The following is a 16,059-nucleotide window of genomic DNA, read 5'->3' on the forward strand; positions in this document are numbered from 1 at the left end:
AAAAAACGCCATTCAAGGCGTTTTGGAGGGATCTTGCGACCGCGTGCTCTCGACAGCTTCCCCATGAATAAGGGACTATCGACGCTGCCCTGTTGATCAAGTGAACCTGCCCCGATGAAAATCATCATTCTTGGCGCCGGCCAGGTCGGCGGTACGCTGGCCGAACACCTCGCGCGTGAAGAGAACGACATCACCGTGGTCGACACCGATGCCGCCAAGCTCCGCGAGCTGCACACCAAACTCGATATTCGCACCGTCACCGGCGCCGGCTCCTACCCCATCGTGCTGCGCCAGGCCGGCTGCGAGGACGCCGACATGCTGATCGCCGTCACCAACTCCGACGAAGTCAACATGATCGCCTGCCAGGTGGCGCATACGCTATTTCGCACGCCGACCAAGATCGCCCGGGTGCGCGCCACGCCCTATCTGACCCGCAAGGGCCTGTTTGCCCACGAAGCGATTCCCATCGACGTGCTGATCAGCCCCGAGCAGGTGGTCACCGATCACGTACGCCGCTTGATCGAACACCCGGGGGCGCTGCAGGTGCTGGAATTCGCCGGTGGGCTCGTCCAGCTCGTGGCGGTCAAGGCGTTCTACGGCGGCCCGTTGGTGGGCCAGGACCTCGCCTTTCTGGGGCGCCACATGCCCAACGTCGACACCCGCGTAGCGGCCATCTACCGGCGCAACCGGCCGATCATCCCGCGCGGCGATACGGTGATCGAAGCCGACGACGAGGTGTTCTTTCTCGCCGCGCGGCGCGATATCCGCGCGGTGATGAGCGAGCTCAGACGCGTCGAGCGCGGCTTTCGCCGGGTGGTGATCGCAGGGGGCGGCAACATCGGCGAGCGCCTGGCCGAGCATCTCGAGCACAGCCATCAGGTCAAGATCATCGAGCACAGTCTCGAGCGCTGCACCACGCTTTCAGAGCGCCTCGACCGCACCGTGGTGCTCCACGGCAGCGCCACCAGCAAGCGGCTGCTCGAAGAGGAGAACATCGAGGATTGCGACATCTTCTGCGCGCTGACCAACGACGATGAGGTCAACATCATGTCGTCGCTGCTGGCCAAGCGGCTGGGGGCCAAGAAGGTGCTGACGCTGATCAACAACGCCGCCTACGTGGATCTGGTGCAGGGCGGCGAGATCGACATCGCGATTTCACCGCAGCAGGCGACCATCGGGAGCCTTCTCACCCACGTGCGCCGGGGCGATATCGTCAACGTGCATTCGCTCAGACGCGGGGCTGCCGAGGCGATCGAGGCGATCGCCCACGGCGACAAGCAGTCGTCGAAAGTGGTGGGCCGGGCGGTGCGCGACATCGACCTGCCCGAGGGCACGACCATCGGGGCGATGGTGCGCGGCAAGGAGGTCATCATCGCCCACGGGGACGCCACGGTGGAAAGCGGCGATCACGTGATTCTGTTCGTGATCGACAAGCGACGGATTCGCGACGTCGAGCGGCTTTTCCAGGTGGGCTTGAGCTTTTTCTGAGGGCTCAGATCTCCACGGCGCGCCCGATATACTCGATGGGGCCGGTGGGCAGGCCGGTGGGCGAACCGGTGGCGTCTTCCAGCGTGAGCTCGAAGAGCTGGTTGTCCTCGAGCGGCGGCAGGTCATCGAGATTCAGGCGGATGGGCTCGCCGGGTTCGACCAGCCCTAGTGACACGGGCCGCTGCCAGTCGTCGGCCTTGGTCCAGAACTCCAGCGTCTTGCCTTCGGGCACCTCGAACGTGCCCAGCGGTATCAGCTCGATTTGACGGCGGTTGGCCGCCTGCACCACCCAACCGGCAGACTGGTTCTGCGGCGCCAGCAGCACCACCATGTACTCCGGCGTGACGGGGCCCAGCGGCTGCAGCAGCAAAAGCGCGGCCATCAGGATCGTGGCGGCGACGCCCATCCCGGACACCGCGCGCCAGAAGCCAAGGCGCTGCCAAAGGCTGGGCGCCTGGACGGGCGGGTTCGACAACGAGGCCGTGTCGACCGGCGCCGGGCGGCGCTCGTCGAGGCTTCGCTGAATACGTGGCCAGAGAAAATCGCTCGGGGCCACCGGCTCGGTCAGCGCGTTGTAGGGGAAAAAGCGCTCTTCCCAGTCGCGGACCGCTTGCTGTAGGGCTGGGTCGTTTTCCAGGCGCGCTTCGAATGCCTGGCGCTCGGTAAAACTCAGCGTGCCGAGAACGTACTCTCCCGCCAGGGCGTGGTTGTCATCGTGTTGATCGGCGGCTTTCATGCCAGACACTCCCTTAAACGCACCAGGCTGCGCTTGATCCAGGCCTTGACCGTGCCCAGCGGCGCACCCGTGTGTGCGGCGATTTCTGCATGGCTCAAGCCATCGACATAGGCCTGAAGCACGCAGTTGCGGCGTTCGACATCGAGTTCTTTCAAGCATTCGTCCATTCGCTGGCCGGTTTGCCAGTCGAAGGCGTCGACGCTCTGCCCTTCCGGGCGTCTCACATCCTGCTGCTCGAGGGTATCCGGCTCGACCTCGTCACCACTCAGGTCACGCCGTCGAATGGCGTTGAGTGCCAAGTGACGGGCGATGCTGTAAATCCAGGTACGGGCGGCGCCCTTTTGCGGGTCGAAGGTATCGGCCCGCTGCCAGATCGACAGAAAGGCGTCGTGGACGATGTCCTCCGCCATACCGCGGTCCTTGACGATACGCAAAACGACGCCGAGCATCCGTGCGCCTTCCTGGCGATAGAGGGCGTGAAGCGCCTCCTGCTCTCCGTTGGTGCAGCGTCGTAGCGTTTCGGCGACATCTAATTCGTTGATGTTTTCGGACACAGCCATGCTCCCTCGTGATGCGCTGGCTCATTTCCCTGTGCGCGGAGGTAGCATAACGAGTAAGGGCCCGCTTAACGAGCCCTTGATTCAACTGAGGCGGGCCAAGCCCTCCTCACTGCTTCTTATCGCGCGAGGCTTACTCGGCCATGAAGAAGTTGTAGTCGGCCTGATACGTGACGATGGCGGTCGCGCCTTCGTGGTCGGCGTTACACTCCATGTCCGGGGCGACGCCGCCTTCGGTATTCAAACGTTGAATGTAAGTAACGCCGGTCATGGCGCCTTCACCTTCGGCCGGGTTGGCTTCGACCAGCTGAAGCGGAATGTTGCCTTCACCGTTGTCGGCAGTGGCAAGCTGGGTACCGGTCACTTTGGAGCCGTCCAGCGCTTCCCACGTGGCGGGCGGGCCGTAGTAGCTGCCAACCTGGTTGCCGTCGCTGTCGTTGAGCGCCGCGCTCGGGCCCTTGAAGACCCACTCGACGTCGCCGGAATCGTTGGTTTCACACATGTATTTGATCGCACCAACGCCGACGGTTTCGAGCGCAACGGCGTGGCCGTCCGGTACCTGGACGTCCTCTGGCGTTTGTGCCAGAGCAGCGTGACTGAAGGATGCAATCAGGGCGGTTGCCAGGGTAGCACGCGTTAGATGTTGAATAATCATTTCAGTCTCCTTAAAGGTTGTTGTCAGCCGCATCATTCCCGGCGGCTGTACAGGGGATACACACGAGCCTCCCGTTTGGATGCACTTTTTTTAAAATTTTTTTGGCGCGCCACGCGCTATCCGCTTTTGGGCCTTTTCTTTTATAGTCAAAACAGCGTCTTACCCTTCGAAAAACAGGGGCGTCAACGTAGCGTCATAGGGTCTCGCTACGCTTTAAAGAAAACCCTACCGCCTTTTGCCTTTTGCCTTTTGCCTTTTGGAGTACTGCATGTCGTTACACCAAGCGCCGTATACCCTGTCACGCCGCACCTTTCTGGGCGGGCTTGCCGCCTCCTCCTCGCTGATTCTGCTGCACCCGTTCGCCGTGCACGCCTCGCCCCGGCAGGCGCACCTACGGCTGATGGAAACCACCGACATTCACGTCAACGTGCTGCCCTACGACTACTACGCCGATCAGCCCAACGACACCATGGGGCTTGCCCGCACCGCCTCCTTGATCGACGCGGTGCGTGCAGAGTCCACCAACGCGATGCTGATCGACAACGGCGACTTTCTCCAGGGTAACCCAATGGGCGACTACATCGCCTACGAACGCGGAATGCGTGAAGGCGACCGTCATCCGGTGATCGACGCCATGAACGTGCTGGGCTACGACGTCGCCACCCTGGGCAATCACGAGTTCAACTACGGCCTGGACTTCATGTTCAAGGTGCTCAACGGGGCCAACTTTCCCTACGTTTGCGCCAACCTGACCCGCGGCGCGCTGGCGGCCAACCCGCGTGACGACGATCTTTTCCTGCGCCCTTATCTCATCAAGGAGAAGACGATCATCGATGGCGCCGGGCGCGCCAGCACCGTCAAGGTGGGCTTCATCGGCTTCGTGCCGCCGCAAATCATGGTATGGGACGAAAAGCATCTTGCCGGCGCCGCCAATACCCGCGATATCGTCGAGGCGGCCAACGCCTGGGTGCCGGTCATGAAGGAGGAAGGCGCGGACATCATCGTGGCGTTGTCACACTCGGGGATCGACGGCGCGCGGCCGACTGAGCGCATGGAGAACGCCTCGCTCCATCTGGCCGGGGTCGAAGGGATCGACGCGATCTTCACCGGCCATCAGCATCTGGTCTTTCCCGGTCCCACCGACTTTCAGAACATCGACGGGGTCGACCCGCAGCGCGGCACGCTGATGGGCAAGCCAGCGGTCATGGCGGGCTTCTGGGGCTCGCACATGGGACTGATCGACCTGATGCTCGAACGCGACGGCGACCGCTGGCGCATTGTCGATTTCACCACCGAGGCGCGGCCGATCTATCACCGCGAAGAGAGCCGCGACGTGGTGCCCACCGTGACCTCCAGCGCCGCCGTCACCGCCGCCGTCAGCGAGGAGCACCAGGCGACACTCGACTACATCCGCACGCCGGTCGGACGAAGTGCCGCGCCGCTCTACTCCTACTTCGCGCTGGTCGCGGACGACCCCTCGGTACAGCTCGTCGCCAACGCACAGACCTGGTACATCAAGGAGATGCTGAAAACCGGCGAGTACGCGGATCTACCGGTGCTCTCCGCCGCCGCGCCGTTCAAGACCGGCGGCCGCGGCGGGCCCGACTACTACACCGACGTTCCGGCCGGCGATATCGCCATCAAGCACGTGGCGGATCTGTATCTTTACCCCAACACCATTCGCGCCGTGGCGGTCACCGGCGCCCAGGTGCGCGAGTGGCTCGAGATGTCCGCCGGCATGTTCCACCAGGTGCCCGAGGGCACGGTGGATGCACCGCTTCTCAACAAGGACTTCCCCTCCTACAACTTCGATGTGATCGACGGCGTGAGCTATCGCATCGATCTGTCAAAGCCCGCGCGCTACACCGCCGAAGGCGAGCTTGCCCGCCCGGAGGCGCGCCGCATCGTCGATCTGACCTTTAACGGCGCGCCGATCGATTTGGAACAGCGGTTCGTGGTGGCCACCAACAACTACCGCGCCGGCGGCGGCGGCAACTTCCCCGGCATCGACGCGGATGCGGTCATCTTCGTTGGGCCGGACACCAACCGCGACATCATCGTGCGCTATATCGTCGAGCAGGGAACGGTGGACCCGGCGGCAGATTTCAACTGGTCGTTCAAGCCGATGCCGGACACCACGGCGCTGTTCGACACCGGGCCCGGCGCGCAGCGCTACCTGGACGACGTGGCGCAGACCACGGACATCGAACCCGCCGGGGACGGTGACAACGGCTTCGCGCGCTATCGCATCAAGCTTTGAGCGTTTACACGTGCAGGCGCCCTCGGCGCCGGCACGTGCCAAAAGCGGGCGTTAACGAAAAGGGGCGCGGCGCCCATGGCGCCCCGCCCCTTTCGATGTGAGAAGCTACCCGAGGCACAGCCCCGGGTGGCCGGCTTACTGCGCCGCTTTGTGCATGGCAAGCGCGGTATCGAGCATGCGGTTGGAGAAGCCCCACTCGTTGTCGTACCAAGCCATGATCTTGACCAGCCGGCCGTTGACCCGGGTGTGGTTGGCGTCGAACGTCGAGGAGTTCGGGTCGTGGTTGAAGTCGATCGACACCAGCGGCTGGGCGTTGACCGCCAGCACCTTGGAGTTCGCCGCGGCCTTTTCGACGATCTCGTTGATCTCGGCCTTGGTCGTATCGCGGCCAGCGGTGAAGGTCAGATCCACCAGCGATACGTTGATGACCGGCACGCGCACCGCCAGACCATCCAGCTTGCCGTCGAGCTCCGGCAGCACCAGCCCGACCGCCGCCGCGGCGCCGGTTTTGGTTGGAATCATCGAGTGCGTGGCGCTGCGCGCGCGGTACGGGTCCGAGTGGTAGACGTCGGACAGGTTCTGGTCGTTGGTGTAGGCGTGCACGGTGGTCATCAGTCCGTTCTCGATGCCGACGGCGTCGTTGAGCGCCTTGGCCACCGGCGCCAGGCAGTTGGTGGTGCAGGAAGCGTTGGAGACGACGGTGTGCTCGGCGGTCAGGATGTCATCGTTGACCCCAAACACGACGGTCGCGTCGGCGTCCGGGCTCGGCGCCGAAATCAGCACGCGCTTGGCACCGGCCTCGATGTGCTTGGCGGCGGCGGCGCGCTTGGAGAAAAGCCCGGTGCACTCCATCACAAGCTCAACGCCAAGCGCCTTCCAGGGCAGGTTGGCCGGGTCGCGCTCGGAGGAGATCGCGATGCGGTCGCCGTCCACGGTGATGCTCTCTTCGTCGTGCTCGACGGAGAACGGGAAGTGGCCGTGCACGGTGTCGTGACGCAGCAGGTGGGCATTGAGCGACGCCTCGCCCAAATCGTTGATCGCCACGACCTCGAAGCGGTCGCGATAGCCGTTTTCGTAAAGCGCGCGCAGCACGTTGCGGCCGATACGACCAAAACCGTTGATGGCAATCTTGATGCTCATGAGACACCTCGTTTGGCAGATAAAAACCGGGGTTGAAATCGGTCGAGAAACGGGAAGAAGGCAGGCAGCGGAAAAATCGTCAATTCAGTAAAAAAATTACAAAAAAGTGAAAGATACGCGTAAATGAAGCCGATCATGTCGCATTCAGGCGCTCCTGCCCGTTAGCCCTTCGAATATGTAGTAAAATTACTATAAAAACGTTATCCTGGTCCAATCATTAATCGTGGAATTTGGCCCGCTTTTCGCAGCGCGGCCAACGTCGTTCAGGAGACGCCCCAATGAGCAACAACGCCCCCGCCCTTCCCCTGCGTCGGACCAAAATCGTTGCAACGCTGGGCCCGGCCAGCGACCGTCCCGGCGTGCTCGAGGCGATGATCGAGGCGGGGGTCGATGTCGTGCGGCTCAATTTCTCCCACGGCGCCAAGGAAGATCACCAGCGCCGGCTGGAAGCGGTGCGCGAGATCGCCGCGCGCCTGAACAAAAGCGTAGCAGCGCTTGGTGATCTGCAGGGCCCGAAAATTCGCATCGCCCGCTTCAAGGATGGCCCGGTCAATCTCAAGGCAGGCGACGCCTTCGTGCTGGACATGGCGCTGGATAGCCAGGAGGGCACCGCCGAGCGCGTGGGCTGTGACTACAAGGCGCTGATCGATGACGTTTCCCCGGGCGACCGGCTGCTGCTCGACGACGGGCGCGTGGTGCTCGACGTGAGCGCCATTCAGGGTCAGGAGGTGCATACCACGGTGCACGTGGGCGGCAAGCTCTCCAATAACAAGGGCATCAACAAGCAAGGCGGCGGTCTTTCCGCCCCGGCGCTGACCGAGAAGGACAAGGAAGACCTGAAAAGTGCGGTCGAGATCGGCGTCGACTATTTGGCGGTGTCGTTTCCGCGAAGCGCGGCGGACATGATCGAGGCGCGCGAGCTGCTCGGCGAGGCCGGCCGTGAAATCGGCCTGGTCGCCAAGCTCGAGCGCGCCGAGGCAGTGGCCAACGATGAAACCCTCGATGGCATCATCGAGGCCTCCGAGGCGGTCATGGTCGCGCGCGGCGACCTGGGCGTGGAGATCGGCGACGAGGCGCTGATCGGCACCCAAAAGCGCATCATCAAACACGCCCGCACGCTCAACCGAGCGGTGATCACCGCCACGCAAATGATGGAGTCGATGATCGAATCGCCCCTGCCCACCCGGGCCGAGGTGTTCGACGTAGCCAACGCCGTGCTGGACGCCACCGACGCGGTGATGCTTTCCGCCGAAACCGCCGCCGGCGAGTTCCCGGTGGAAACCGTCGAAGCGATGGCGCGGGTCTGCCTGGGCGCCGAGCGCGAGCGCCTGGCCCAGTCGTCGAATCACCGCATTCACGAAGGCTTCGAGCGCATCGACGAAACCATTGCGCTATCGGCGATGTACGCCGCCAACCACCTGACCGGCGTGCGCGCCATCGCCTGCATGACCTCGACCGGCTATACGCCGCTGATCGCCTCGCGCATCCGCTCGGCGCTGCCCATCGTGGGCCTTGCCCACAGCCCCATCGCGCAGCGGCGCATGGCGCTTTATCGCGGCGTGGTCTCGATTCCCTTCGATACCTCAAACATGGAGGCCGCCGAGGTCAATCGCGAGGCGCTGGCGCTGCTCAAGGCCCACGGATTGGCGCGCGCCGGCGAGCATGTCATTCTTACCCGCGGCGATCACATGAACGCCCACGGCGGCACCAACACGATGAAAGTGCTCGCGTTGGAGGAGTGATCCTTTATAAAGCCACCGTCGTGTTTTAATCCGATTAGAAAAAGAACAGGAGTGATCCATGCTTGATGCGCGCCCACCTCGCCAGGCCTCTCGCACGCTTGCCGCCCAAAAGCGTATTGCGCTGATTGCCCACGACGGCAAAAAAACCGAGCTGATGGAGTGGGCAACGCGCTGGCAGGACACCTTGCGTCGACATACGCTCTTGGGCACCGGCACCACCGCCGGGCGGCTCAAAAAGGCGCTGGGGCTGGAGGTCGAAGGCTTGATGAGTGGCCCGCTCGGCGGCGACCAGCAGATCGGCGCGCGTCTGGCCGAGCAGCGCCTGGACATGCTGATCTTCTTCTGGGACCCCTTCGCCCCGCAGCCCCACGACCCGGACGTGAAGGCGCTCTTGCGCCTGGCCGCGCTCTGGAACGTGCCGGTGGCCTGTAACGCGGCCAGCGCCGACTTCATGCTCTCCTCACACTACATCGACGAGGAGTACGCAATGATGATTCCCGACGCCGAGGCCTGGGCCCAGGCCCGCGCGCCAGAGCGGGCCGAATGACCCGCCCAGGTTCCTTGTTCTTTAGCGCCTAACGGGTGCGCAGCTGGCGCGGCACCACCTGCTGACCGGTCTGCGCGCGCCCTTCGATTGCATCGAGCGCACATGCCAGCACTCGCTTGGCCATCGCATCGTGATCCTGAGCGACGGTGTTGATCGGCTGGGGCAAAAAGTCGAGCAGGCGGTGGTCGCCAAAGGTGGCAAGCCGGACGCGCTCGGAAAGCCCGCCTTTGGCCAGATAGTGGTCAAACACACCTTCCAAAAGCGTATAGGAGGCAGTGACGATGGCATCCACCGGGGCGTTTTCCCGTTCGAACGCCGCCAGCAGCTCGGCGCCCTCGCCGCGCTCGTAGCGGCTGGCGCAGAGAATCTGCCCGTCCAGTTCGCGCTCGGCCAGGGCGGCCTCGAAACCGGCGCGCCGGTCGCGGCTGATCGAAAGCCCGGGCATCGCCTCCATCCAGAGAATCCGCCTGGTCGCCTCATCGATCACCGAGCGGGTCAGCTCCCGCGCCGCCTCGAAGTCGTCGCTCACCACGCTTGCAAAGCGTGACGGCGACAGCCCCCGGTCCACCCCGACGATACGCGCCCCGTCGCGGGCAAGCTCCAGGTAGAACGGGTCATCCTGGCTTAAACAGCTGGCGGTGATCAGCACGTCGCAGCGCCGGGCGCGCAGCGCCAGGGCGAGCTGGCGCTCGCTGTCGGGGCAGTCGTCGGAGCTGACCACCAGCAGCTGGTAGCCTTTTTCGCGGGCGCCGCGCTCCAGGCGCTTGGCGAGGCGCGCGTAACTTACGTTCTCCAGGTCCGGTACGATCAGCCCAAACACCCGGCTCGCCCCGCGCCGCAGCGCCGCCGCTTGGGGGTCGACGTGATAGCGGTGTGCCCGCACCACGCTCATCACCTTCTCGATGGTCGCCGCGCTGATGCGGCGCTGCTCCGCCTGGCCGTTGATCACATAGCTTGCCGTGGTGCGCGAAACGCCGGCCAGTCGTGCAATGTCGGCAAGTGTCATGTCGTGTCCTCACAATGTGCCGTTGAGTGTATCAGCGCCTTGACTAAGCCCCTATTGACTAAGCCCCTACCAACGTCTAAAAACACACCCCTTGTGCCTTCGGGTGAATCGTTTCAGCATAGCGTCATCGAGAATAGCATTACGCGAGGGCGAGGTGTACGCACCGCGCCTGCCCGCCTTACAGGAGAATTCAATGCTCACACTTGGCCCTCACGATATCCTGCCGGGTTGCCAGGCAAGCGACTGGCACGCCGCGCTGGACGCCGCCGCCGATGCGCTGATCGAGGCGGGGCTGGCCGCCCCCGGCTACCGTGACGGGCTGCGCGCCCGCGAAGCCCAGTCGTCGACTTATCTGGGTAACGCCATCGCCATTCCCCACGGCACCCCGGAAAGCCGCGAGCACGTGCGCCAAACCGGCGTGCGCGTGCTGCAGTTCCCAGAGGGCGTCGAATGGCACGACGGCCACCGCGTCCACGTGCTGGTGACCATCGCCGCGCAAAACGACGAGCACCTGAACATTCTACGCGCGCTCACCCACGTGCTGGACCGTGACGGCGTGGCCGACGCCCTGGCACGCGCCGGCTCGCGCGAAGAAATAGCCGCGCTGCTCGCCAAACAGGTGCCGACGCCCCAACTCGATGGGCAGACGCTGTGCCTGAAGTTTCCCGCCCAGGGGCTCAAGGAGCTGGCGCTGGCCGCCGCGGCCAGGCTTTACGAGGGGGGCCTGGTGGATAACGCCTTTATCGCCGCGATCGCCGAAAAACCGCCGATGTGGCTGGGCGACGGCTACTGGCTGACCCGCCACGCCAGTACCTCCATCACCCCGGCGCTGGCGCTCGCCACGCCGGCGGATGAAACGCTTGAAGACGAGGGCCACCCGGTGCACGCCCTTTTCTGCCTGGCGGCCAACGCCGACTACCATTTACCGCTCTTGACGCAGCTCGACACGCTGCTTCAAAACGTCGAGAGCCACACCCTGGCCAGTGCCGACGCCGCCCGGGCGCTTTCGCTGCTGGCCGGTGAGAACGCCGCCACGCCGACCCGGCGCGTGCGCGTGCTTAACCCCCACGGCCTGCACGCCCGCCCGGCCAAACAGCTGGTGCAGGTAGCGCGCAGCCAACCCGTGGCCGTTCAGGTGCGCCTTGAAGAGGGAAGCCCGACCAGCGTCTCCGCGGCGAGTTTGACCAAGGTGATCGGCCTGGGCGCCCGACGCGGACAGTGGCTTGCGCTCTCTGCCGAAGGCGAAGGCGCCGAGACCGCGCTCGAAGCCGTGGCCGGCGCCATCGAAGCGGGCCTGGGCGAGAAGGTCACGCCCTTTGACGGCGGGTTCGCCGCCCCCGCCGCCGCCGACCATGAGGAAAAAGCGGTGCCTGCGCTTGCCCCGGATACGCCCCATCAGGGCGTGGCCGCCTCCCCCGGGCTTGCGATCGCCCCGGTGTTCGTGCTGCGCGCACCGCAGTTCGACTACCCGGAAAAGGCCGCGGATGCCGACATCGAGCGCGAGCGGCTGTGGGCCGCGATCGAGCAGAGCAAGGCGCAGCTTAGCGCGCTGGTGCGCAACGCCGCCGGTGGTGACGTGGCCGACATTCTCTCGATGCACGCCGAAATGCTCGACGACCCGGAGCTTCATCACGCCGCGAAGGACGCGATCAGTGAGGGCCGCTCCGCCGAGGCGGGCTGGTGGGAGGCGATCGACACCGCCGCCCACGCCCAGGAGATGCTGGCGGACCGGCTGCTGGCCGAGCGCGCCGCGGACCTTCGCGACGTAGGCCGCCGCGTGCTCAGCGTGCTGTGCGACTTCGAGCTTCCCGAGCCGCCGGCGCACCCCTACATTCTGGTGACCGAGGATGTCGGCCCGTCGGACGTGGCGCGCCTGGATACCGCGAAGGTGAAAGGCCTTTTGACCGAACGCGGCGGCGCCACCGCCCACAGCGCGATTCTGGCGCGGGCACTTGGCATTCCCGCCGTCGTGGGCGCCGGTCGCGCGGTGATGGCGCTGGGCAATGCCAGCATGATGATTCTCGACGGCGACCGCGGCCGGGTAACGCCCTCGCCTAGTGAGGAGCGCCTGAGCCGCGCCGAGCAGCAGCTGCTCGATCTCCAGGCGCGCGAAGCGGATGCCTGGGAGCGCCGCTTCGAGCCCGCCAGAACCCGCGACGGCCACCCGGTCGAGGTCGCCGCGAATTTGGGCAATACGCTGCACGCGGCGGACGCGGTGGAGCGCGGCGCCGAAGGCGTGGGCCTTTTGCGCACCGAGTTTCTGTTCATGGCGCACTCGAGCGCCCCGGACCTGGCCACCCAAACCAGCGAGTACCGCCAGGCACTCGAGGCGCTGGCCGGCCGGCCGCTGGTGGCGCGCACGCTGGACGTCGGCGGCGACAAGCCGCTGCCCTACTGGCCGGTGCCCCAGGAGGACAACCCGTTTCTGGGCCTGCGCGGCATTCGCCTGGCGCTGACCGAGCCCCAGGTGCTCGAAACCCAGCTCAAAGCGCTTCTGATGGCCGCCGCCCCGGACGCCCAGGGCAACGCGCGCCCGCTTCGCATCATGCTGCCGATGGTCAAGGACGTGGCCGAGTTTCGCGCAGTGAAGGCGATCTTCGACCGCCTGCTGGGCGAAATTCCCGAGGCCGAGCGCGCCTCGGACGTACAGCTGGGCGTCATGATCGAGATTCCCTCGAGTGCGCTGTTGGCGCCGAGCCTGGCCGCCGAGGTCGACTTCTTCTCGATCGGGACCAACGACTTGACTCAGTACACACTCGCCATCGACCGCGGCCACCCGGCGCTCTCCGCCGAGGCCGACGGCCTGCACCCGGCGGTGCTGCGCCTGATTCAAATGACCGTCGAGGCCGCCCACGCCCAGGGCAAGTGGGTCGGCGTGTGCGGCGAGCTTGCCTCCGACGCCGCCGCCGTGCCGGTGTTGGTGGGCCTGGGCGTCGACGAGCTCTCGGTTACCGCCCGCCAGGTGCCGCTGGTGAAAGCGCGGCTTCGCGAGTTCGACCTCGATGAAGCCAAACGCAGCGCGGCACTTGCGCTTTCAAAGGCGACAGCGGGTGACGTGCGCGACGCGCTGGAGGCCAACTGATGGCGCGGATCATGACGCTGACGCTCAACCCGGCGCTGGATCTTGCCTTCGCGCTCGATACGCTGGCACCCGGCGCGGTCAACCGCCCGCATCACGCCCAGCTCGACGCCGCGGGCAAGGGCGTCAACGTGGCGCGGGTGCTGGCCGGGCTTGGCCATGAAGTGATCGTCGGCGGCTTTCTCGGCGCCGATAATGACGGCCCGTTCAAGCGCGCTTTTGAGCAGCTAAAAGTGACCGACGCGTTCTTGCGCGTGCCGGGGGAAACCCGCATCAACGCCAAGCTGGCCGAAAAAAGCGGCCGGGTCACCGACATCAACGGCCCCGGCATCGCGGTCGACGCTAACTCAATCGCCGCGCTGATCGCCACGGTGGAAAACGCGCAAAAGGCCGCACCGCTCGACGCGCTGGTGCTGGCCGGGAGTCTGCCGCCGGGGCTCGACCTCGAGGCGTTCGGCGATCTGTTACGCCGGCTCAAGGCCACCGGCGTGCCGCTCTGGGTCGATACCAGCAATGAAGCGCTCAAACGCGCCATCGACATCGCTCCGGCCGCGGTCAAGCCCAACGAGCTGGAGCTTGCCGACTGGGCGGGTAAGCCGCTCGACACCGCCGAGCGTCGTCTTGAGACGACCCAGCGCCTGCACCGGGCGGGTATCGACCACGCACTTCTCTCCGCGGGTGAACACGGCGTCACCTGGGTCAACGCCCAGGGCGCCTGGCGCACGACGCCGCCGCGCGTTCACCCGGTCAATACCGTGGGCGCCGGCGATACGTTCGTGGCCGCCATGCTGCACGGTTTGCTCAGCCAGTGGCCGCCAGAGCAGACCCTTCGCTTTGCAACGGCGCTTTCCGCGGAGTCGGTGCGCCACCCAGGCGTTGGCGACCCCGATGCCCGTGACTTTTCAACCCTGGAACAAGAGACTCACGTCGAGCGCCTGCACGCCGGTAGTCCCGAGGGAGCCTTTCAATGAACGTTATTCTCATCACCAACTGCCCCAGCGGCATGGCGACCACCTTTCTTGCCGCCCGGCGCCTGGAGCAGGCCGCCACGCGGCTTGGCTGGCAGGCGCACGTCGAGATGCACGGCGCGCTGGCCCCGGTCGAGCAGGCAAGCCGCGAGCAAATCGACGCTTCTGATCTGATCGTGGTGGCCGCCGAGCAGGTGCCGGACCCGGCCCGCTTCGAAGGCAAGCGGCTTTATCACGGTAGCATCGAGCAGGCACTGCCGGACCCGGCCGCGTTTCTCGCTACCGCCAAGCGCGAGGCGCCGCTCTACACCCCGGCCCCAATGCCGGCCGACGCCGAACCCGCCGACACTGCGGGCACGGGCGCCAAGCGCATCGTGGCGGTTACCGCCTGCCCCACCGGCGTTGCCCACACCTTCATGGCCGCCGAGGCGCTCAGCGAGGCGGGCCGCGCGCTTGGCCACGCGATTCGCGTGGAGACTCAGGGCTCGGTCGGCGCTCAGGACCAGCTCACGGAAGAAGAGATCGCCCAGGCCGACGTGGTGATCCTCGCCTGCGATATCGAGGTCGACCCCACGCGCTTTGCGGGCAAGCGGGTCTATCGCACCTCCACCGGCACGGCGCTCAAAAAGCCCCAGGTGACCATCGAAGCGGCGCTGGCTGAGGCCAGCGTAGAGGACGGCGCGGCCGCCCCCGCTTCCAGCCAGACCAAAAGCCTCAAGGAGAAAGGTGTTTACAAGCACCTGCTCACCGGGGTGTCGTTCATGCTGCCGATGGTGGTCGCGGGCGGGCTGATCATTGCGCTGTCGTTCGTGTTCGGTATCGAGGCGTTCGAGGAGCCCGGAACACTGGCCGCCGCCTTGATGCAGATTGGCGGCAGCGCCATGGGGCTGATCGTGCCGGTGCTGGCGGGCTATATCGCCTACTCCATCGCCGACCGGCCAGGCATCGCGCCGGGGCTGATCGGCGGGATGCTCGCCGCCGACATCGGCTCCGGTTTCATCGGCGGTATTCTCGCCGGCTTTCTTGCGGGCTACGTGGCGCTGGCCGTCACCCGCGGCGTGAAGCTTCCCTCAAGCGTCGAGTCGCTCAAGCCCATTCTGATCATTCCGTTTGTCGCGAGTTTGATCACGGGGCTGGTGATGGTGTACATCATCGGCGAGCCGGTCGCCGCCCTGCTGACGGCGCTGGAGAACTATCTCGAGTCGCTGGACTCCACCAACGCGGTCATTCTTGGGCTCTTGCTGGGCACGATGATGTGCGTCGACCTGGGCGGGCCGATCAACAAGGCCGCCTACACCTTCGGAGTAGGCCTGATCGCCTCGAACACCTATGGGCCGATGGCGGCGGTCATGGCCGCCGGCATGGTGCCGCCGATCGGCATGGGGCTCGCAAGCGTTCTGGCGCGCTACAAGTACGCCCCCGCCGAGCGTGAAGCGGGCAAGGCCTCCTTCGTGCTCGGGCTGTGCTTTATCAGCGAAGGCGCGATTCCCTTCGCCGCCAAGGACCCGCTGCGCGTGATTCCCTGCTGCATCGCCGGCGGCGCGGTGACCGGCGCGCTCTCGATGCTGGTCGGCGCCAAGCTGATGGCGCCCCACGGCGGCATCTTCGTGCTCCTGATCCCCGGCGCGATCACCCCCGTACTGCTCTACCTGGGCGCGATCATCATAGGTTCGCTGATTACCGCGGTGAGCTACGCCTTTTTGAAGCGCGGCGCGGCGCAGGTGGTCGTGGCAAGCTAAGCTCACATGATTGAAAAAGCGCCTTAACGGTTGGTTTTATTACGTTAAAGGCGCTTTTTTTTGCCCGGCGTTTGCGCTCCACCGTGTTTTATGTAGTATTTTTACACAAAAATACGCGCTGGCGACTGACCGGCCAGCGCTT

12 protein-coding genes are annotated in these 16,059 nt (G+C 65.3%); 7 read left to right on the forward strand and 5 right to left on the reverse strand.

Annotated features, from left to right (window positions below):
• The first annotated feature begins 114 nt into the window (after window positions 1–114).
• Window positions 115–1,488, forward strand: coding sequence for a Trk system potassium transporter TrkA (trkA, locus tag RN347_RS10355; protein WP_263586870.1), 1,374 nt, complete (start codon window positions 115–117; stop codon window positions 1,486–1,488).
• Window positions 1,489–1,492: 4 nt separating this feature from the next.
• Here trkA and RN347_RS10360 read toward each other — a convergent pair whose 3' ends face one another.
• The 3 genes from RN347_RS10360 to RN347_RS10370 form a co-directional block, all read right to left on the reverse strand.
• Window positions 1,493–2,224: an anti-sigma factor domain-containing protein gene (locus RN347_RS10360; RefSeq protein ID WP_311958172.1), complete on the reverse strand. Its 732-nt coding sequence runs from the start codon at window positions 2,222–2,224 to the stop codon at window positions 1,493–1,495.
• Window positions 2,221–2,784 carry a sigma-70 family RNA polymerase sigma factor gene (locus tag RN347_RS10365; protein WP_263586868.1) on the reverse strand — a complete coding sequence of 188 codons (564 nt, stop codon included), beginning with the start codon at window positions 2,782–2,784 and terminating at the stop codon, window positions 2,221–2,223. The genes RN347_RS10360 and RN347_RS10365 overlap by 4 nt, the downstream gene beginning before the upstream one ends.
• Before the next feature lie 130 nt (window positions 2,785–2,914).
• Window positions 2,915–3,436 carry a DUF3455 domain-containing protein gene (locus tag RN347_RS10370; RefSeq protein WP_263586867.1) on the reverse strand — a complete coding sequence of 174 codons (522 nt, stop codon included), beginning with the start codon at window positions 3,434–3,436 and terminating at the stop codon, window positions 2,915–2,917.
• Between the two features lie 268 nt (window positions 3,437–3,704).
• On the opposite strand from RN347_RS10370, the gene RN347_RS10375 reads away from it, so the two are divergent.
• Entirely contained in the window at window positions 3,705–5,696 is a 1,992-nt protein-coding gene (locus RN347_RS10375; RefSeq protein ID WP_311958173.1) for a bifunctional 2',3'-cyclic-nucleotide 2'-phosphodiesterase/3'-nucleotidase, read from the forward strand.
• Between the two features lie 135 nt (window positions 5,697–5,831).
• Here RN347_RS10375 and gap read toward each other — a convergent pair whose 3' ends face one another.
• Window positions 5,832–6,836 carry a type I glyceraldehyde-3-phosphate dehydrogenase gene (gene gap, locus RN347_RS10380; RefSeq protein ID WP_311958174.1) on the reverse strand — a complete coding sequence of 335 codons (1,005 nt, stop codon included), beginning with the start codon at window positions 6,834–6,836 and terminating at the stop codon, window positions 5,832–5,834.
• A 278-nt stretch (window positions 6,837–7,114) separates the two neighbouring features.
• Between gap and pyk the strand changes: the two genes are divergently transcribed.
• Window positions 7,115–8,578 carry a pyruvate kinase gene (pyk, locus tag RN347_RS10385; protein ID WP_263586863.1) on the forward strand — a complete coding sequence of 488 codons (1,464 nt, stop codon included), beginning with the start codon at window positions 7,115–7,117 and terminating at the stop codon, window positions 8,576–8,578.
• 58 nt (window positions 8,579–8,636) lie between these two features.
• The gene (locus RN347_RS10390; protein ID WP_263586862.1) at window positions 8,637–9,125 is read left to right on the forward strand and encodes a methylglyoxal synthase; all 489 of its coding nucleotides are present in this window, start codon (window positions 8,637–8,639) and stop codon (window positions 9,123–9,125) included.
• A 28-nt stretch (window positions 9,126–9,153) separates the two neighbouring features.
• Here the strand turns inward: RN347_RS10390 and cra are convergent, their stop codons facing one another.
• Window positions 9,154–10,131, reverse strand: coding sequence for a catabolite repressor/activator (gene cra, locus RN347_RS10395; protein ID WP_311958175.1), 978 nt, complete (start codon window positions 10,129–10,131; stop codon window positions 9,154–9,156).
• 193 nt (window positions 10,132–10,324) lie between these two features.
• On the opposite strand from cra, the gene ptsP reads away from it, so the two are divergent.
• From ptsP to RN347_RS10410, 3 genes are read left to right on the forward strand one after another with little or no spacing between them, the layout of a single operon-like run.
• On the forward strand, window positions 10,325–13,213 hold the full coding sequence (ptsP, locus tag RN347_RS10400) for a phosphoenolpyruvate--protein phosphotransferase (protein WP_311958176.1): 2,889 nt from the start codon (window positions 10,325–10,327) through the stop codon (window positions 13,211–13,213).
• Window positions 13,213–14,181 carry a 1-phosphofructokinase gene (pfkB, locus tag RN347_RS10405; protein ID WP_311958177.1) on the forward strand — a complete coding sequence of 323 codons (969 nt, stop codon included), beginning with the start codon at window positions 13,213–13,215 and terminating at the stop codon, window positions 14,179–14,181. Before ptsP ends, pfkB begins: the two co-directional genes overlap by 1 nt.
• The gene (locus RN347_RS10410) at window positions 14,178–15,917 is read left to right on the forward strand and encodes a PTS fructose-like transporter subunit IIB (protein WP_311958178.1); all 1,740 of its coding nucleotides are present in this window, start codon (window positions 14,178–14,180) and stop codon (window positions 15,915–15,917) included. Before pfkB ends, RN347_RS10410 begins: the two co-directional genes overlap by 4 nt.
• The last annotated feature ends 142 nt before the right edge of the window (window positions 15,918–16,059 follow it).

It is taken from the genome of Halomonas sp. PAMB 3264, assembly GCF_031954245.1.
Taxonomy (GTDB): domain Bacteria; phylum Pseudomonadota; class Gammaproteobacteria; order Pseudomonadales; family Halomonadaceae; genus Vreelandella.